Raw genomic sequence first — 18,414 nt, forward strand, 5'->3', positions numbered from 1 at the left:
CCCGAACGGGCACCCGACGCCACATCCCGGATACGGCGACGCCGGCCCGGAGAACTCCTCCGGCCCGGCGTCGGTGTCGCCTGCGGTGGCGGTTGGCCACCACGCTGCTGACGGGTCAGCGCTTCGCGTGGAACTCGTCAACGATCTCCTGGGGGATACGACCCCGGTCCGAGATGTCCTTGCCGGCCTTCTTGGCCCACTCCCGGATCGCCTTGTTCTGTTCCCGATCGGCGGTCGCGCCACCGCGACCGCGGGCAGCCCGCCCACCGATCACGACACCGCCCCGGCCGACCTTGGTGCCGGCGCCAACGTACGCGGCAAATGCATCACGCAATTTCGCGGCGTTGGCGCTCGACAGGTCGATCTCGTACTGAACGCCGTCGAGGGCGAACTTGACGGTCTCGTCCGCGTCCCCGCCGTCCAGGTCATCGACCAGCTTGTGAATGATCTGCTTGGCCACGTCCCACATTCCTTTCGAGCAGGGCGCTCCTGCTAACTAGAGCACAATAACCCCCGCGCCGCTCGTCGCGTCAATAGGACCCCGTTACGGCCCGCCGTGAGCCGGGGCGGGACTACTCCTGGCGGACCAAGGGGAAGAGGATCGTTTCCCGAATTCCGAGGCCGGTCAGCGCCATCAACAGCCGGTCGATTCCCATTCCCATACCGCCGGCCGGCGGCATTCCATACTCCATCGCCCGAAGAAAGTCCTCATCGAGACGCATCGCCTCGTCGTCGCCACGGGCGGCCAACTGCGCCTGGGCGATCAGCCGCTCCCGCTGCACGACCGGGTCGACGAGCTCGGAGTACGCGGTGCCCAGCTCGAAGCCGAGCACGTAGAGGTCCCACTTCTCGGCCAGCCCCGGCTCGCTGCGGTGCGCCCGGGTGAGCGGGCTCGTCTCCTCGGGGTAGTCCCGGACGAAGGTCGGCGCCTGCAGGCCGGGAACGACCAGTTCCTCGAACAGCTCCTCGGCGAGCTTGCCCGGGCCCCACTTCGGGTCCACGGCCAATCCCACCTTGTCCGCGTACTCCACCAGGCGGGAGCGTTCGGTGCGGACCGAGACCTCCTCGCCCAGCGCTTCGGAAAGCACACCGAACAACGTCACGGACCGCCACTCGCCGCCCAGGTCGAACTCCCGACCGTCGGCGTGGGTCACCACCGTCGAGCCGCTCACCGCGATCGCCGCCTGTTGCACGAGATTGCGGGTCAACTCGGCCATCGTGTCGTAGTCGCCGTACGCCTGGTAAGTCTCCAGCATCGCGAACTCGGGTGAGTGCGAAGAGTCGACACCCTCATTACGGAAGTTGCGGTTGATCTCGAAGACGCGGTCGACGCCGCCGACCACAGCGCGCTTGAGAAACAGTTCCGGAGCGATTCGCAGATACAGATCGGTGTTCAACGCATTGCTGTGGGTCACGAACGGTCGGGCTGCCGCGCCCCCGTGCAGCAGTTGCAACATCGGCGTTTCCACCTCGATGAAGCCCTGCCCGTGCAGTGAATCGCGCAGACTGCGTACGGCGGCGGCCCGGGTACGCACCATCTCCCGTGCCTGCGGCCGGACAATCAGGTCGACGTAACGCTGCCGGACGCGCGCCTCCTCGGACAGCGGCTTGTGGGCCACCGGCAACGGTCGCAGCGCCTTCGCCGTCATCTCCCACTGCTGGGCCAGCACCGACAGCTCACCCCGACGGCTGGTGATCACCTCACCGGTGACGCCGACGTGGTCGCCGAGGTCGACCAGGCGCTTCCACGCCTCCAGCCGCTCCGGCCCGACCCGGTCCAGGGAGAGCATCGCCTGCAACTCGGTGCCGTCGCCGTCCCGCAGGGTCGCGAAGCAGAGCTTGCCGGTGTTGCGTACGAAGATCACCCGGCCGGTGACAGCGACCTGGTCGCCGGTCGCGGTGTCGGTCGGCAGGTCGGCGTAGGCCGCCCGGACCTGCGCCAGGGTGGTGGTGCGGGGGAAGCCGACCGGGTAGGGCTCGACGCCCTCGGCGAGCATCCGGTCCCGCTTCTCCCGGCGGACCTTCATCTGCTCCGGAAGGTCGTCGGCGGGGTCCACTGGCACGGGGTTCTGCTCGCTCACGGCACGCTTCCTCGTCACGATGACTACGGGGGGTCAGGCCCGAGCGTACTCAAGCGCTCAGGTGGCTGTTACCGGATAACCTGCCCGTCATGGCGGATCACACTCAGGCACTCTCGTTCGGGATGGCTGCTGCCGACTACGACCGGTTTCGGCCCCGCTATCCCGACAGCGCCGTGCGGTGGGCGCTGGACGGGCTGGGCGATTCCGCCCGGGTCGTCGACCTGGGTGCAGGAACCGGCATCCTCACCCGTGGGGTGCTCGACCTCGGCCACCGGGTGACCCCGGTGGAGCCGGACCCGCAGATGCGCGCCCAACTGGACGCCGCCACCCCGGGCACCACCGCGTTGGCCGGCGGCGCCGAGTCACTGCCGCTGCCCGACCTGGCGGCCGACGCCGTGGTGGTGGGGCAGGCGTACCACTGGTTCGACCGGGAGCGGGCGCACGCCGAGATCGCGCGGGTGCTGCGGCCCGGCGGGACGTTCGCCCCGATCTGGAACCTCCGGGACGATCGGGTGGGTTGGGTCGCCGAACTGGGCCGGATCGCCCACCTGGGGGACAACGCCGGCGACGTGGTCGGGAGGTACACCGACTTCGGCCCCGCCTTCGGGGCGATCGAGCTGGGCGAGTTCACCCACCACGTCACGCTCACGCCGGACGAGCTGGTCGCCATGCTGCACACCCGTTCGTACTGGCTGACCGCCCCGGCGCAACGGCGGGCCGCCATCGACAGGGAGCTGCGAGCCCTCTTCGACAGCCACCCGGACCTGGCCGGACGCGCGAGCGTCGACCTGCCGTACCGCACTGTCGTCCTGCGCGCCCGGCGGCGCTGACGCCCCGCGGCCGGCGTCACCTGTTGCGTTCGTAGACCATCCGCAGACCGATCAGCGTGATCATCGGCTCGTGGTGGGTGATGCTGCGGCACTCGTTGATCACCAGGGAGGCAAGGCCGCCGGTGGCGATCACCGCCCGCACCTCGCCCAGCTCCTCGGTCATCCGCTCGACGATCCGGTCCACCTGCCCGGCGAAGCCGAAGTACAGGCCGGCCTGAAGGCACTCCACGGTGTTCTTGCCGATCACCGAGCGGGGCTTGGTGGCCTCCACCTTGCGCAACTGCGCCGCCCGGGCGGCCAGCGCGTCGAAGGAGATCTCGATACCCGGGGCGAACGCGCCGCCCAGGAACTCACCGCGCTCGCTGATCACGTCGAAGTTGGTGGTGGTGCCGAAGTCCACAACGATCGACGGACCGCCGTAGAGGGTGTACGCCGCCAGGGTGTTCACCACCCGGTCGGCACCCACCTCCTTCGGATTGTCGATCGCCAACTGCACGCCGGTCCGCACACCGGGCTCCACGATCACGCTCGGCAGGTCGGCGTAGTAGCGGCCGAGCATGGTCCGCAGCGACCGCAACGCGGCCGGCACGGTGGAGCAGGCGGCCACGCCGGTGATCTCGACGTTGTCCCCGGCGAGCAGGCCCCGGAACTTCAGGCCCAGCTCGTCCGCCGTCGAGCGGGCATCGGTCTTGATCCGCCAGGAGTGCACCAGCTTGTCGCCGTCGAAGGTCGCCAGCACGGTGTTGGTGTTTCCGATGTCGATGCAGAGCAGCACGCACGCAGCCTAGACAACTAGTCGGTACGCAGGTCCATCGCGATGTCCAGGATCGGCGACGAGTGCGTCAACGCGCCCACCGAGAGGAAGTCCACGCCGGTTGTCGCGTACCGGCCGGCCACCTCCAGGGTCAGCCCACCGGTCGCCTCCAACTCCGCCCGGTCACCCACCGCGGCCACCGCCTCGGCCAGCGCCTCCGGCGTCATGTTGTCGCAGAGCAGGAAGTTCGCCCCGGCCTCCACCGCCTCCACCGCCTCGTCGACAGTGGTCACCTCGACCTGCACCGGCACCTCCGGGAACGTCTCCCGGACCCGCCGGTAGGCCGCCGTGATGCCCCCGGCCGCCAGCTTGTGGTTGTCCTTGATCATGGCGACGTCGTAGAGGCCCATCCGCTTGTTGGTACCACCGCCCGCCCGCACCGCGTACTTCTCCAGAGCCCGCAGGCCCGGCGTCGTCTTGCGGGTGTCCAGCACCATCGCCTTCGTGCCGGCCAACGCGTCCGCCCAGGCGCGGGTGTGGGTGGCCACCCCGGACATCCGGCAGAGCAGGTTGAGCGCCGTCCGCTCGGCCGTCAGCAGCAACCGGGTCGGCCCGGTCACCGTCGCCAGCACGTCGCCGCGAGCCACCCGCTCACCGTCGCGGGCCAACACCGACACCTCGACGGTACGACCGAAGCCGGTCACCTCACCCACCAGCTCGAACACCGCTGCGGCCACCGCCATCCCGGCCACCACCCCGTCCGCGCGGGCCACCAGGTCGGCCGTGTCGGTCTGCCCCGCCGGAATGGTGGCCACGCTGGTGACGTCCAGGAAGTCCGGGCCCAGATCCTCGACCAGCGCGCCCTCGATCATCCGCCGCACCTGTGCCGGATCCAGCCCGGCCGCCTGCAACGCCGCCGTCGACCCTGTCGGAGCCATCTCCGTCGCGCTCACCGTGAACTCCCCTCCCACTGTTGCGTCACCAGGCCCTGCGCCCCGACCGCCCCGACGAGATGGCCCAGCCACCGTTCGTCGGCCGTCGGAAAGTCCTCCCGCCAGTGGCAGCCCCGGGTCTCACCACGGGCGTACGCGGCGGCGACCAGCGTCGACGCCACGGTCAGCAGGTTCGTCGCCTCCCAGTCGGCGGTGCGCGGGCGACCCCGGGCAACACCCAGCTCGGTCAACGTCCCGGCCGTCTCGGCCAGCGTCGCCGCGGATCGGAGCACCCCCGCCCCCCGGGTCATCGCCCGTTGCAGGCTCGGCGTCACCTCCGCCGGCAGCACCCAGCCCGTACCGCCACGCCAGGCGCCCACGTCCGCCGGCTGGGCCTGCTCGGGCAGGCCGGCCGCGATGTCCTCGGCGATCCGCCGGGAGAAGACCAGCCCCTCCAGCAGCGAGTTGCTGGCCAGCCGGTTCGCACCGTGCACGCCGGTGCAGGCCACCTCGCCGCAGGCGTACAGGCCGGGGATGGAGGTACGGCCACGGAGGTCGGTCCGGACCCCGCCGGAGGCGTAGTGGGCGGCCGGCGCCACCGGGATCAGGTCGGTCGCCGGGTCCACGCCGATCGCCAGGCAGGACGCCACGATGGTGGGGAACCGGCCGGCCAGGAAGTCGCCGCCCAGGTGCCGCGCGTCGAGGAAGACGTGGTCCGCGCCGGTGGCCACCAACACCCGGTGGATGCCCTTGGCCACCACGTCCCGGGGTGCCAGCTCGGCCAACTCGTGCTGGCCCACCATGAACCGCTTGCCGTCCGCGTCCACCAGGTACGCGCCCTCGCCGCGCAACGCCTCGGAGACCAGCGGCTGCTGCGCGTGCCCGGCCCCGGGCACCCCCGCGCCGCCCGGGGTGATCAGGGCGGTCGGGTGGAACTGGACGAACTCCACGTCGGTCACCGCCGCGCCGGCCCGCAGCGCCAGCGCCACCCCGTCCCCCGTGGACACCGCCGGGTTGGTGGTGGCCGAGAAGACCTGCCCCATTCCGCCGGTGGCGAGCACCACCGCGCGGGCCAGCAGCGCGCCGACGCCGTCCTCGCTGCCCTCGCCCAACACGTGCAGGGTGATCCCGCACGCCGGGCCGAGCCCGTCCGGGCCGTCGCCGGGCGCACGCAGCAGGTCCAGCACGAGGGCGTGCTCGACCAGCCGGATCCACGGGTCGCGCTGCACGGCGGCGTGCAGGGCCCGCTGCACCTCCGCGCCGGTGGCGTCCCCGCCGGCGTGCACGATCCGGTCCGCCCGGTGCCCGCCCTCGCGGGTCAACATCAACGAGCCGTCCGGGTGTCTGTCGAACTCGGCGCCGATCCGCATCAGCTCACGCAGCCGGGTCGGGCCCTCCTCGACCAGCACCCGGACCGCCGCCGGGTCGCACAGCCCGACCCCGGCGACCTCGGTGTCCCGGGCATGCGCCGCCGGGGAGTCGGCCGGGTCGAGCACGGCGGCGATGCCGCCCTGCGCCCAACGGGTCGAGCCGTCGTCGATGTTGACCTTGGTGACCACCGTGACGTGCAGACCCGCCTCGCGCAGGTGCAGCGCCGCGGTCAACCCGGCCACGCCGGAACCCACCACGATCACGTCGGTGGTCTCCACCCAGCCGGGCGCTGGCGCGGCCAGCAGCGTGGGCAGGGCGGGCAGGTCGACGGTCGGGAAACGCATTCCCCCAGTCAACCCGAACCGTCCTCGCCCGGGGCGGCGGGGGCGGGACGAGTGGTTTGGGCGACGCCGTCCGGCGCGCGCCGCGCCGCACCGACCGTCAGGCCACTGTCACTTCGTCCGCACCGGCAGACCCGCCGGGCCCGCGCCCTTCAGGGAGGCGGTCACCGTACGGTCGCTGAGCCACAGATAGCAGCGGACCCCCCGATCACCCACCTTCCAGCGCCCCGCCCCCGGCGGTCGGACCACCACACCGCTGCGGAAACGCAGCTCGGCGTCGTCCGGTACGCCCGCGTACCGGGCGAGGACGCTGCGACAACCCGTGTAGAGCGGCAGCCAGTCGGCGTCCCGGGTCGGGTACGGCCGATCCGGCGCACGCCACACCCCGACGAACTCCGCGTCGTGCTGTGCTCCGCACTCCACCGGGGCCAACGTCTGCACCCCCCGGCCGGCACCCGCGCGGGTCTGCTGGCAACCCAGGCGCAGCGCTGTGGGCCCCTTCAAGGCGTCCCGCAGACTGCCCGACCGGACCACCACGGTGGCCGCCGCCTCGACTGTGGTCAGCTCGGTGACGTCACAGCGGAACCACCGGGAACCCGCCGCCCAGCCCGGCCCGTTGGGCAGCGCCACTGACAGCCGCAGCCGGCCCGACCGCCAGTCGTCACCCAGGTAGCCGGCCGCCCGGGTGTCGCACTCGGCGAACGCGCCGCGCAACTCCGCCGAACCACCCGCCGGGGCGGTCGTCCGCTCGGCCGGGAACGCCCCCACGTGCACGGTCTCCAGCCGGTGCGGGCCGGCGCAGTCCACCGGCTGGTAGCTGGCCAGGCTGACCAGATCGGTGAAGTCGGCGGCGTGACACACGCCGGCTGCCGGGGTGAACGCCGACGGCGCCGGCAGGGCCGCCCAGTCGTCGGTCAGATCACCGTCCAGACCGTCGGACCCGGCACAGCCCACCAGCAGCGCCGCCGTGGCAACAGCGGCGAACAGGGTCGTCATGGCACGGCGCATCGCGGCCTCCCCCAGCCACCGACCGGCTTCCGCCAGCGCGCCCAGGGTAACCGGAAATGACAGTCCGGTGACAGACCGGAATCGTGGTACCCGGGATCAGACTCCGGACACGGCCAACGGGCTGGGCACCGGGTTCCCGGCCGTGCCAGGTGCGGCCGCAGCCGGGTCGGCGCCCAACTCGATCACCCGGTTGTCGGCGTCGACGTGCACCACCCGGGGCCGGTACGACCGGGCCTCGGCGTCGTCCATCTGCCCGTACGAGATCAGGATGACCAGGTCGCCGGGGTGCACCAGGTGCGCGGCGGCACCGTTGATACCGATCACGCCGCTGCCCCGCTCGCCCGGGATCACGTACGTCTCCAGCCGGGCGCCATTGGTGATGTCCACGATCGCCACCTGCTCGCCGGGGAGCAGGTCGGCGGCGTCGAGCAGGTCCTCGTCCACCGTCACCGAACCGACGTAGTGCAGGTCGGCCTGGGTCACCGTGGCTCGGTGGATCTTCGACTTGAGCATGGTCCGCAACATCGGGGTGGCCTTTCGCGGGATTGGTGGCGGGTGGTGCGGCCGGGTCAGGGGCGCGGGGCGAGGTGGATCGCCGCGTTGTCGATCAACCGGGTGGCACCCACCCAGGCGGCGATCACCAACCGGGCCGGCCCGGACACCGGTCCCGGTTCCAGGTCGGGGTCGGTGAGCACCAGGTAGTCGAGGCGGGCACCGGGCGTACCGGCACCGAACGCGGCGTGCGCCGCGGTCAGCACCGCCCCCGCGTCCCGACCGTCGTCGGCGGCCCGCGCACCGGCCCGCAACGCGGCGGACAGGCTCAGCGCGGCGGCCCGCTCCGACTCGCTCAGGTAGCGGTTGCGGCTGGACAGGGCCAGCCCGTCCGGCTCCCGGACGGTCGGCACGCCGACCACCTCGACCGGCACGTCCAGGTCGCGGGCCATCCGCCGGACCAGGGTCAGCTGCTGGTAGTCCTTCTCGCCGAAGAACGCCAGGTCCGGCCGGGTGAGCTGGAGCAACTTCAGCACCACGGTGAGCACCCCGTGGAAGAAGCCGGGACGGCTCGCCCCCTCCAGCTCAGCGCCGAGCGGACCCGGGTCGAGGCGGACCCGGGGCTGCCCGTCCGGATACATGTCCGCCACCGACGGGGCGAAGACCAGATCGGCACCCGCCCTCCGGCACACCTCCAGGTCGGCGTCGAGGGTGCGCGGGTAGCGGTCGAAGTCCTCGTTCGGCCCGAACTGCAACGGGTTCACGAAAATCGTCACCAGCACGTGGTCGGCCTGTTCCCGGGCCGCGCGCAGCAGCGTCTCGTGCCCGGCGTGCAGCGCACCCATGGTCATCACCACCCCGACCGTGCCTTTCAACCCGGCCCGGGCGCGCCCCAACTCGGCGCGCGTGTGGACAAGCTCGGTCATGCCGCCACCTCGGTTCGCGACTGCGGGGCTCGCAAGATCGGCTCACTCCTCGCGCTCACGCGGCCACCTCCCGACCGCTGTCGGCCAGCACGCCGAGCAGCGACTGTGCGTCCACCGGCCGGAGGCGGCCGGCGGCGATCGCCCGGTCGGCGGTACGACGGGCCAACGCCAGGTACGCGGGGACGGACTCCGGCGCGGTGGCCGCCAACCGGTCCAGGTGCCGCCGTACGGTGCCCGCGTCGCCACGGGAGACCGGGCCGGTCAACGCGTCGTCGCCGAGCCGCAGCGCGTTCTCCAGGGCGGCCCGCAGCAGCGGGGCGAGCACCTTCTCCGGCCGGGACACCCCGGCGTCGCGCAACCGGTCGGTCGCCTCGTTGACCAGGGTCACCAGGTGGTTCGCGCCGTGGGCCAGCGCGGCGTGGTAGAGCGGGCGGTCCGACTCGGCCACCCACTCGGGCACGCCGCCGAGGTCGGCGACCAGTCGGGCGGCCAGTGGGCGCAACTCCGCCGGTGCGGTCACCCCGTACGAGATGCCGTCGAGGCGGGGCAGGTCGTCCGGCGTACCGGTGAAGGTCATCGCGGGGTGCAGGGCGAGCGGGCGGGCTCCGGCCGAGACGGCCGGCCCCAGCGCGGCCAGGCCGTGCGCTCCCGAGGTGTGCGCGACGATCTGGCCCGGGTGCAGCGCACCCCGCTGGGCGAGGTCGGCCACCACAGCGCCCAGCCTGTCGTCCGGTACCGCGATGAGCAGCAGGTCGGTGGCGGCGTGGGCCACCGCCGCGGCCGGGCGGCGGGGCACCTCGGGCAGCAGCAGGGCGAGGCGGGCGCGGCTGGCTCCGGAGCTGCCGGAGACGGCGGCCACCCGGTGCCCGGCGGCGGCGAGCGCGGCACCCAGCACGGCGCCGACGCGGCCCGCGCCGACGACACCGACGGTGAGCAGACGGGAGGTGGCGCGGGCGCCGGGAACGGCGCTGTCCCACGATCCGGCAGGCCCGGGTGGGGCGGCCGGACGCGGGCGCATCGGTGCGCTCATGTCGATGATCCAGTCCTCGAGAAGGGGTACCGGTCGATCGCAAGTATGCGCCCGGCCCGCCGAACCGGGACAAGCATGTGTGAAAACCTTCACCACCGACGAGACGGCTCGTCAGGGCGTTTCGGTCGGGGCTGACGTGATGGCGCGTAGCTCGGCGGCCACCTCGGCGATCAGGTCACTGAGGGGGGCGTCGCTACCGGGCGCTACCCAGCGGGCGTACGCGACCCGGAAGACCGTCGCGCCCGACTCGGTGGCCAGGGTGGCCGTGGTCTCGTCGAGGCCCCTGGCCCGCAGGGCGGCGGTGACGGCGGCGGCCAGCGAGCCGGCCTTGCGCAGTTCACGCTCCTGCAGCTCCGGGCTGCTCTCGATGATCGCCTGCCGCGCCCGGACCAGTTCGAGACGGTCCGCGAAAAGCTCCTCCGCCACCCGGCGGAAGGCGGCGACGACCGCCTCGAACGGGCCGGCGTCGGTCTCGGTCACCGCCTGGACCAGGACCTCTTCGACTCGCCCGCTGCCGCTGAAGAGCGCCTCGCGCTTGTCCCCGAAGAGCCGGTAGAAGGTGCGTTTGTCGAGGCCGGCACGGGCAGCGATGTCGGCGACGGTGGTCTGTTCGAAGCCGCGCTCGCGGAACAGCTCGAAGGCGGCCGCCTCCAGGCGGCCGCGCGCGTCCGGTTGCCAGCGGGCCATGCGGCGATGGTATCCGACGTCACACTGCGACATTAAGTTCGTCCGCATGTCGCGATGTGACATCACCTGGGATACGGTTATGTCGCAAGGTGACATCGGCACTCACGAAGGAACCACCATGCGCGTATTCGTCACAGGCGCCTCCGGCCACCTCGGGTCCGCAGTCGTCCCGGAACTGCTCTCCGCCGGGCACGAGGTCGTCGGCCTCGCCCGCTCCGACACGTCCGCCGCCGCCATCGAGAAGCTCGGCGCCCGGGCACACCGCGGCGACCTGGCCGACCTCGACGTGCTTCGGGACCAGGCGGCCGCCGCCGACGGCGTCATCCACCTGGCGTTCCGCCACGACCTCATGGTCAACGGCGACCTGGCCGGTGCCGCCAGGACCGACCTGGACGCCCTCACCGCACTCGCCGACGGCCTGGCCGGCTCCGGCAAACCCCTGGTCGGCACCGGCGGGACGGCCATGCTGGTGATGGGCGGCATCGTCGGCCGCCCCGGCACCGAACACGACACCTTCCCAGGCGGCGGCTACCGGATCGACGCGGAGAACTTCGTGGCCGGCCTCGGCTCCCGCGGTGTGCGCTCCTCCATCGTCCGGCTCGCACCCACCGTGCACAGTTCCCTCGACCGCTACGGCTTCATCAGCACCATCATCGCCGCGGCCCGACGCAAGGGCTACGCCGCATACATCGGCGAGGGCACCAACCGGTGGCCGGCCGTCCACACCCTCGACGCGGCAGTGCTCTACCGACTCGCCCTCGAAAAGGCCCCGGCCGGCACGCGACTGCACGGAGCCGCCGACGAAGGCGTCCCGTTCCGGCAGATCGCGGCAGCCATCGGCGACCACCTCGGCATCCCGGTCCGAAGCATCAGCCCCGCCGAGGCCGACGAGCACTTCGGTTTCCTCGGCTCGTTCGTGCAGATCGACAACCCGACGTCGTCCGCCCTCACCCGCGACCTGCTGGGTTGGACCCCGACCCACCCCGACCTGATCGCCGACCTGCACGAAGGGCACTACTTCCGGGCCTGAACCGGAAAACCCCCGGCGGGGACCGTAGGGTCGGCACGGCTACCCATGCTGAACCAGAGGAGGACGATGCCGATCCGCTGGCGGGACGCCATGAACCGGGCCCTCTACGGGCCGGGCGGCTTCTTCGTGGCTGGCGGCGGGCCGGCCGCCCACTTCCGGACCAGCGTGCACGCGTCCCCGGTGTTCGCCACCGCCCTGCTGCGCCTGCTCACGCAGGTGGACGCCGCTCTGGGCCACCCGCCACGGCTCGACGTGGTCGATGTCGGAGCTGGACGAGGCGAGCTTCTGCGGGCTCTCGTCGGGCTCGCGGTGGGGGTTTCCGGGGAGCCCGCCCACTCCGGGCGGTCAGGCTTGATCCCTGCGTGGGCGGGCTCCCCGGAAACCCTGACTCCCACGACCTCCGCCCGTCGGTCGCCCGACGAGCCGTCGTTGGTCACCGCCCGTCCGTCGCTCGCGGAACGCGTCCGCTTCACAGCCGTCGAGTACGCCGAGCGCCCCGAGAACCTGCCCGAAGAGATCAGCTGGGCCGCCGAGATTCCCGACGGGATCACCGGACTGTTGATCGCCACCGAATGGCTGGACAACGTCCCGTTGGACGTGGCGGTGCGCACCACCGAGGGCTGGCGATACGTGCTCGTCGACCCCGACAGTGGCGTGGAGACCATCGGCGAGTCGGTGACCCCCGACGACCTCGACTGGCTGACCACCTGGTGGCCCGACCTCACCGGCTCTCCGAGTGCGACCAGTGACCCCGATCCGGGGTTGACCTCGACTGACGCGACAAGCGGAAGCGAGTCGGGTTTCCGGGCAGCCCGGTCGGCACAGGGATCAAGCCTGACCGCCCGGAGCCGGCCGGGCTGCCCGGAAACCCCCAGTGGTGACTACCAACGAGCCGAGATCGGACGAACGCGCGACGACGCCTGGGCGAGCGCCGTCCGGAAGATGGATCGCGGCCTCGCGGTGGCGGTCGACTACGGGCACCTGAGCGCCGACCGACCGGTGGACGGGACGTTGACCGGGTACCGGGGTGGGCGGCAGGTGCCTCCGGTGCCGGACGGGACGAGTGATGTGACAGCACACGTGGCCATGGACTCGGTCGCCTCCGCCGGTGCGGCGGTCGCCCGGTGCGCGTACTCAGTGGTCCTCCAGCGGGACGCGCTGCGGGCGCTCGGGGCCGACGGTGGGCGACCGCCGATCAGCCTGGCCGGCACCGACCCGGCCGGCTACGTGCGGGCGCTGGCCGCCGCGTCGGCGGTGGCCGAGCTGACCGACCCGGCCGGGCTCGGCGGGCACCTGTGGTTGCGCCAGCCGGTCGGCATCCCGCTCGGGTCGGTCGTGGCACGATGACGGGCATGACCACCGACGCCGGGGACCTTCGTGAACTGACCGTCGGCACCGGGGCCGGTCTGGTCGCCGGCACCGATGATCAGCAGCTCGGCACCGACATGGTGCTGAACATCGGCCCGCAGCACCCCTCCACGCACGGTGTGCTGCGGTTGAAGCTGGTGCTCGACGGCGAGCGGGTGGTCGCCTGCGAACCGATCGTCGGCTACATGCACCGGGGCGCGGAGAAGCTTTTCGAGGTGCGTGACTACCGGCAGATCATCGTGTTGGCCAACCGGCACGACTGGCTCTCGGCGTTCTCCAACGAGCTGGGTGTGGTGCTCGCTGTGGAACGCCTGATGGGCATGGAGGTGCCGGAGCGGGCCACCTGGCTGCGGATGGCCCTGGCGGAGCTGAACCGGGTGCTCAACCACCTGATGTTCCTCGGCTCGTACCCGTTGGAGATCGGGGCGATCACGCCGATCTTCTACGCCTTCCGGGAACGCGAGACCATCCAGGCGGTGATGGAGGAGGTCTCCGGCGGGCGGATCCACTACATGTTCAACCGGGTGGGTGGCCTCAAGGAGGAGGTGCCGTACGGGTGGACCGGGCGGGCCCGCGCGGCGATCGGTGAGGTACGCCGCCGGTTGCCCGACCTGGACCACCTGATCCGCCGCAACGACATCTTCCTGGCCCGTACCGTCGGCGTGGGTGTGCTGTCCGCCGCGGACGCCGCCGCGTTCGGTGCGTCCGGCCCGGTGGCCCGCGCCTCCGGGCTCGACCTGGACCTGCGTCGCGACGACCCCTACCTGGCCTACGACGAGCTGGACGTGCCGGTGGTCACCCGGACCGCCGGGGACTGCCACGCCCGCTTCGAGGTGCTGCTCGACCAGGTGTACGCATCGCTGGATCTCGCCGAGCAGTGCCTGGACCGGGTGGACCGGCTGACCGGGCCGATCAACACCCGGCTGCCGAAGGTGCTCAAGGCGCCGGAGGGACACACGTACGCCTGGACGGAGAACCCACTCGGCATCAACGGCTACTACCTGGTGTCCCGGGGCGAGAAGACGCCGTGGCGGCTGAAGCTGCGCACCGCCTCGTACGCGAACGTGCAGGCATTGGCCACCCTGCTCCCCGGCTGTCTGGTGCCGGACCTGATCGCGATCCTCGGCTCGATGTTCTTCGTGGTCGGCGACATCGACAAGTGACCCCACCCGGCTGACGGTCAGCGCCAGCGGTCGGCGGGTGACGCGCCCCCGGCGCGCGGCACGTCGTCCTGGGGCGGGTAGCCGTAGCGCTCGTCGACCCGCCGCCGACCGGTCCGTTCCGGCGCGGGTTCCGCCTGGTAGCCGCGTTGGCGCGGTGGACGCCACTCGTCGGGCACCGGCACACCGCCCGCCGGCAGCGCGGGCCGGCCCGGCTCGTCCCGCCAGCCACCGTCGCGGTCGTGGCGACGCGCCGGCTCGTCCCGGCGGTACGACTCCTCGTGGCGGCGCGGCTCCTCGTAACCGCCGGCGTCCTCGTAACCGCCCGCGTCCTCGTAGCGGCGCGGCTCCTCGTGGCGGACGGCGGCCCAGCGGTCGGCCATCCGGTACTCGGTGCCGGTGGCGTCGGCGTGCACCTCGGCCCGGCGTTCGCCGACCCGCAACTCGCGGCCGTTCTCGTCGTCGCGGACGGCGGCCCACCGGTCACCGGCCCGCAGCTGCGACCAGTACTCGCCGGTGTCGTCAGCCCGCAGGGGCGGCCCGGGCTGCGGCGCGGCAGCCGCCCGGTCACGCTGCTCCGACCAGCCCCGGTCGTCCGGGCTGTCCCAGGAGCCGGCCGCCGACCGCTCCGGGGTGCGGTGCGACCGGGAAGGCGGGGTGGGCTCGTCGGGCGGGGCGTACCCGTCGCGCCGGTCGGTCCACTCTGGTTCGTCGCGGCGGCCCGTCCAGCCCGGCTCGTCGCCGTACCCGGCTCGGGGGCGCTCGTCCGGCTCGCTCCTCACCCGGCCGGCCGGGCGGGGACGCTCGTCCGCGTCGCCACCCCGGGTCCACTCCTGCGCGGGCGGGGTCCACTGGCCGGCGTACCCGCCGCCGTAGCGCCCGGCGGGTTCGGCCGCGCCGCCGTCCACCACCGTGTGCCGGGTGGTGACGTGCACGGTCTCGGTGTGTCTGACCACGCCACCCGGCCGGTGGGCCGGTTCGGGGCGGTCGTGCTCCCGGGGTCGGGCTGAGCCGTACGCGGTGGCCGCCGGTCGTTCCCCGCCGTACGTCCCGGTGGTGGCCGGTGGCTCGGGAGCTGTCGGCGCGTAGCCCGGCTCGTCGTCCGGGTGCTCGGAGCGCCCCCACCGGGGCGCGTCGTCGGGGCTCGACACCCGGGCCCGGCCGGCCGACGCGTCACCCGGGACCCGGCTACGGGCCGCCGGCGTGTCGTCCACCAGCGGTTCGACGGCAGCCACCCGCGCCCGCCCGGCGCCCGCCGGCTCGACAGCGGGGGCGGCACCGGCGAGGGCGGCACCGCTGACGTCGAGTCGGCGGCGCACCGCGACGATCGCCTCCTGGGCCCGTTGCGCCTGGTCGAGCGCCTGGTTGCCGCGCTGCGCGGCGGCCACGATCTCGCTGCGCAGCTCCCGACGCAGCCCTTCGATCTCGTCCAGCAGCTCGTCGGTCCGCACCGAGTCGACCTCGCCCTCGGGCCGCAGCGCGATGGACAGACCGATCAACACCACCGCGAGGATGGCGAGCACAGCGGCGAAGCGCAGCGGGCCGTTGCCGTCGGCCACCAGCAGGATCAGCGCCGCCACCGGGGCGAGGGCGACGCCCGCCCAGAAGAGCATGGTCAGCAGCGGTGGTTGACGCCGGGCGTCGGGGGTGGCCGGGGCTGGCATGGATGTGCAGCCTACCCACGATGTCCGGCGGAGGGAACGGGTCCCCGGGACGCGCGGACGCCCCCGCCCGGTCGGGGGCGGGGGCGTCCACAGCGCGTGCGGGGAAGGCTCAGCTGGTGGCGAAGGCACCATCCGAGGAGAAGATCAGGCCCACGCTGATCGAACCGTCGCGCAGTCCGCTCTTGGTCAGCGGCCCGCCCTGGTCCAGCGAGGAGAACTTGCCGACCGACAGCCCGTACGTCTTCTCCAGGCCCGGCTTGCAGAACGGACGCTGCTCGCACTCCGGCGGGCCGCCCAGCACCGTCGCGCTGCCGGAGCACTTCGCCGCCAGCTCGGAGAGGGTCCGCACGCCGTACTTGTCGGCGAAGGCCTGGGTCACCGCGAAGGCGTTCTGGTCCTGCGCGGCGGCCGGGGTGCCGAAGGTGAGGCCGGCCTTGTCGCCCTCGGCCTTGAGCGCGGTCACCGTGGTGTTGATGTCCGGCGAGGAGATCGGCTGTGCGTTCTGGCCGTTGGCCTTGGTGTTGAGGAACTCGGCCATGGTCGCCGCGTACTCCGGGACGACCTGGATCTCGCCCTTTTCCAGAGCCGGCGCGTAGAGCTCCCGGTTGCCGATCTGCTGCACCTTGACCTGGTAACCGGCGGCGGTGAGCGCGATCCGGTACAGCTCGCCGAGGATCTGACTCTCGGCGAAGTTGCCGGCGCCTACGGTGATGTCGCCGCCCGGGCCCTTGGCGATGCCCGCGGTGAGGTTGTTGGCGGACGCGAACTCCTCGGCCGCCACCTTGGGGGTCTTGCGGTCCTCGTTCACCGCCTTGTTGAGCTGGATCAGCTTCGGGGTGTCGAGCGCGGCGGAGACCTTGTCCAGCGCCGCGATCAACTGCGGGTTGGCCGCCTTGCTGTTGACCGCCGGAATGACGTTGTCGGAGTTCTGGAGCTTCTTGTCGTCCTGCAGAGCGATGAGCTGCTGACCGGCGACCGGAGCGCACCCGGCGCCGGAGGCGCTCGGCTGCGGTGCGTCGGTGCCGGACGAGCCGGCGTCACCGCAGCCGGTGAGAAGCGCTGCCCCGGCGACGGCGCTGACCGCCCCGATCGCCAGACGTGTACGTGCGCGCATGTGCCCGCCTTCCGTGTCCCGGCGCGGCCCGTCCCGGGCCGGCCGCGTGTCCGACGGGCGATCCTGACTGTCGGTCGCCCGCGAATATCCACCCAACATGCTCCGCAACCGACCGACAACTTGGGATGGACTTCGTCACCCCATCGTCACCGAATGAACCGGGCGGGGTCGTCAGTTCGACGCCGGCCCACCCGGACGGGTCACGCGCTGCCGGTGGCGTCGGCGGCCCGGGGCCGTCCCAGGCGCTGCCGCCCGCGTCGCAGTGGTTTGGGGGTGACCAGCCGTTCGACACCGCCGAGGACCACCTCGGCGAGCAGCGCGAGCCCGGCCACCAGCACACCGCCCGCGACGATCTGCCCGCCGCCGGCCGCGATACCGATGCCGAAGCCGGTCCGGATGATCTGGCCCAGGCCACCGCCGTTCACGAAGGACGCCAGCGCGGCGGTCGCGATCACCTGAACCGCGGCTGTCCGGAAGCCTGCCGCCAGATAGGGCACGGCCAGCGGCAACTCCACCCGGCGCAGCAACTGCGCGCTGGACAGACCCATCCCCCGGGCCGCGTCACGGGCTTCCGGGTCCGCCTGCCGCACCCCGGTGTACGCGTTGGCCAGCAACGGCGGCACGGCGAAGACGGCCAGCGCCACCACGACCGGCGTCTTCCCGAAGCCGCTGGCGAAGACCACCGGCAGGATGGTCAGCAACGCCAGGGTGGGAATGGCCAGGGTCGCGTTGGAGATCAGCACCACCAGACCGCCACCTCGGCCGAGGTGCCCCAGCCAGAGCCCGAGCGGCCAGGCCACCAGGCACCCGAGGGCCACCGCCAGGGCGGAGATCGTCAGGTGCTCGCCCAGCCGGTCCAGCATGCCGCCAGGGTTGGTCCAGTTCAGCGGGTCGTTGATCCAGGTGATCGCCTGCCCGATCGGGTTCGCCGCCACGGTCACCGCGCCCTCCGGGGGGACCAGGGGGTCACCAGTCGGGCGACCAGGATGAGCAGCAGGTCGAGCACGACCGCGAGCGCCACGCAGAGCAGCGCGGCGGTCATGATCTCGGCCTTGTAGAGGTTGTTCTGGAAGCCCGCGAAGATCAACTGACCGAGCCCGCCGTGCCCGACCAGCACCCCGACCGTGACCAGCGCCACCGTCGAGACGGTCGCCAGCCGTACGCCGGTCACGATGCCCGGCAGCGCCAGCGGCAGATCGATCCGGAACAGGCGCCTCCACCTGCCGTAACCCATGCCCTCGGCGGCCTCCCGAACCTCCGGCGGCACCTGGTTGAGACCGGCCACCACGTTGCGCACGATCAGCAGCAGCGCGTAGAGGACCAGCCCGACCAGCACCGTTGTCGCACCGGTGCCCAGGTACGGGGCGATGAACGCGAAGAGCGCCAGGGACGGGATGGTGTAGATCACCCCGCTGACAGCGAGGATCGGACCAGCGAGCGGACGGAACCAGTACGCCAGCACCGACAACGGCAGGGCGATCAACACCGCGATCACCACCGCCCGCCCGGTGAGGGAGGCGTGTTCGCGCACCGCGGCGAGGATCGTGTCAGAGTTGTCCCGCACGTACTGCCAGGAGAACCAGGGGTTACCCGGGTCGGCCAGGTAGCTCAGGCGGAAGGACATAC

Annotated in this window: 18 protein-coding genes; 4 read left to right on the top strand and 14 right to left on the bottom strand. The window is 72.4% G+C overall.

What is annotated here, in order from left to right:
* Positions 1-115 precede the first annotated feature (115 nt).
* Together QSK15_RS27815 and lysS are read right to left on the bottom strand one after the other, a co-directional pair.
* Positions 116-460 carry a histone-like nucleoid-structuring protein Lsr2 gene (locus QSK15_RS27815; RefSeq protein ID WP_081883668.1) on the bottom strand — a complete coding sequence of 115 codons (345 nt, stop codon included), beginning with the start codon at positions 458-460 and terminating at the stop codon, positions 116-118.
* Positions 461-572: 112 nt separating this feature from the next.
* Entirely contained in the window at positions 573-2,081 is a 1,509-nt protein-coding gene (gene lysS / locus QSK15_RS27820) for a lysine--tRNA ligase (protein ID WP_285797023.1), read from the bottom strand.
* A gap of 89 nt (positions 2,082-2,170) precedes the next feature.
* Between lysS and QSK15_RS27825 the strand changes: the two genes are divergently transcribed.
* Positions 2,171-2,911, top strand: coding sequence for a class I SAM-dependent methyltransferase (locus QSK15_RS27825; protein WP_285797024.1), 741 nt, complete (start codon positions 2,171-2,173; stop codon positions 2,909-2,911).
* 16 nt (positions 2,912-2,927) lie between these two features.
* Here QSK15_RS27825 and QSK15_RS27830 read toward each other — a convergent pair whose 3' ends face one another.
* The 8 genes from QSK15_RS27830 to QSK15_RS27865 all read right to left on the bottom strand — a co-directional run bounded on the left by QSK15_RS27830 (position 2,928) and on the right by QSK15_RS27865 (position 10,452).
* Positions 2,928-3,686: a type III pantothenate kinase gene (locus QSK15_RS27830; RefSeq protein ID WP_285797025.1), complete on the bottom strand. Its 759-nt coding sequence runs from the start codon at positions 3,684-3,686 to the stop codon at positions 2,928-2,930.
* 17 nt (positions 3,687-3,703) lie between these two features.
* The gene (nadC, locus tag QSK15_RS27835) at positions 3,704-4,603 is read right to left on the bottom strand and encodes a carboxylating nicotinate-nucleotide diphosphorylase (RefSeq protein WP_285797154.1); all 900 of its coding nucleotides are present in this window, start codon (positions 4,601-4,603) and stop codon (positions 3,704-3,706) included.
* A gap of 11 nt (positions 4,604-4,614) precedes the next feature.
* Positions 4,615-6,312: an L-aspartate oxidase gene (locus tag QSK15_RS27840; protein ID WP_285797026.1), complete on the bottom strand. Its 1,698-nt coding sequence runs from the start codon at positions 6,310-6,312 to the stop codon at positions 4,615-4,617.
* A 108-nt stretch (positions 6,313-6,420) separates the two neighbouring features.
* Entirely contained in the window at positions 6,421-7,317 is an 897-nt protein-coding gene (locus QSK15_RS27845; protein WP_285797027.1) for a septum formation family protein, read from the bottom strand.
* Positions 7,318-7,413: 96 nt separating this feature from the next.
* Entirely contained in the window at positions 7,414-7,842 is a 429-nt protein-coding gene (gene panD / locus QSK15_RS27850; protein WP_030327945.1) for an aspartate 1-decarboxylase, read from the bottom strand.
* Between the two features lie 44 nt (positions 7,843-7,886).
* Positions 7,887-8,735, bottom strand: coding sequence for a pantoate--beta-alanine ligase (gene panC / locus QSK15_RS27855; RefSeq protein WP_285797028.1), 849 nt, complete (start codon positions 8,733-8,735; stop codon positions 7,887-7,889).
* A gap of 55 nt (positions 8,736-8,790) precedes the next feature.
* Positions 8,791-9,765, bottom strand: coding sequence for a Rossmann-like and DUF2520 domain-containing protein (locus QSK15_RS27860; RefSeq protein WP_285797029.1), 975 nt, complete (start codon positions 9,763-9,765; stop codon positions 8,791-8,793).
* Positions 9,766-9,876: 111 nt separating this feature from the next.
* Positions 9,877-10,452, bottom strand: coding sequence for a TetR family transcriptional regulator (locus tag QSK15_RS27865; RefSeq protein ID WP_285797030.1), 576 nt, complete (start codon positions 10,450-10,452; stop codon positions 9,877-9,879).
* A gap of 118 nt (positions 10,453-10,570) precedes the next feature.
* Between QSK15_RS27865 and QSK15_RS27870 the strand changes: the two genes are divergently transcribed.
* The 3 genes from QSK15_RS27870 (at position 10,571) to QSK15_RS27880 (ending at position 14,013) form a co-directional block, all read left to right on the top strand.
* Positions 10,571-11,482, top strand: coding sequence for an SDR family oxidoreductase (locus QSK15_RS27870; protein WP_285797031.1), 912 nt, complete (start codon positions 10,571-10,573; stop codon positions 11,480-11,482).
* A 66-nt stretch (positions 11,483-11,548) separates the two neighbouring features.
* Positions 11,549-12,829 carry an SAM-dependent methyltransferase gene (locus tag QSK15_RS27875; RefSeq protein ID WP_285797032.1) on the top strand — a complete coding sequence of 427 codons (1,281 nt, stop codon included), beginning with the start codon at positions 11,549-11,551 and terminating at the stop codon, positions 12,827-12,829.
* Entirely contained in the window at positions 12,826-14,013 is a 1,188-nt protein-coding gene (locus tag QSK15_RS27880) for an NADH-quinone oxidoreductase subunit D (RefSeq protein WP_285797033.1), read from the top strand. Before QSK15_RS27875 ends, QSK15_RS27880 begins: the two co-directional genes overlap by 4 nt.
* A 17-nt stretch (positions 14,014-14,030) precedes the next feature.
* Here the strand turns inward: QSK15_RS27880 and QSK15_RS27885 are convergent, their stop codons facing one another.
* The 4 genes from QSK15_RS27885 to QSK15_RS27900 form a co-directional block, all read right to left on the bottom strand.
* Positions 14,031-15,674, bottom strand: a complete 1,644-nt coding sequence (locus tag QSK15_RS27885) for a hypothetical protein (RefSeq protein ID WP_285797034.1) — start codon at positions 15,672-15,674, stop codon at positions 14,031-14,033.
* 109 nt (positions 15,675-15,783) lie between these two features.
* A complete protein-coding gene (locus tag QSK15_RS27890) occupies positions 15,784-16,788 on the bottom strand; it encodes a glycine betaine ABC transporter substrate-binding protein (protein WP_285797035.1) in 1,005 nt (334 codons plus the stop codon).
* A gap of 200 nt (positions 16,789-16,988) precedes the next feature.
* Positions 16,989-17,729, bottom strand: coding sequence for an ABC transporter permease (locus QSK15_RS27895; protein WP_279515406.1), 741 nt, complete (start codon positions 17,727-17,729; stop codon positions 16,989-16,991).
* Entirely contained in the window at positions 17,726-18,412 is a 687-nt protein-coding gene (locus QSK15_RS27900; RefSeq protein ID WP_285797036.1) for an ABC transporter permease, read from the bottom strand. The genes QSK15_RS27895 and QSK15_RS27900 overlap by 4 nt, the downstream gene beginning before the upstream one ends.
* Positions 18,413-18,414: the final 2 nt, after the last annotated feature.

It is taken from the genome of Micromonospora sp. NBRC 107095, assembly GCF_030269705.1.
Classification (GTDB): Bacteria; Actinomycetota; Actinomycetes; order Mycobacteriales; family Micromonosporaceae; genus Micromonospora; species Micromonospora parva.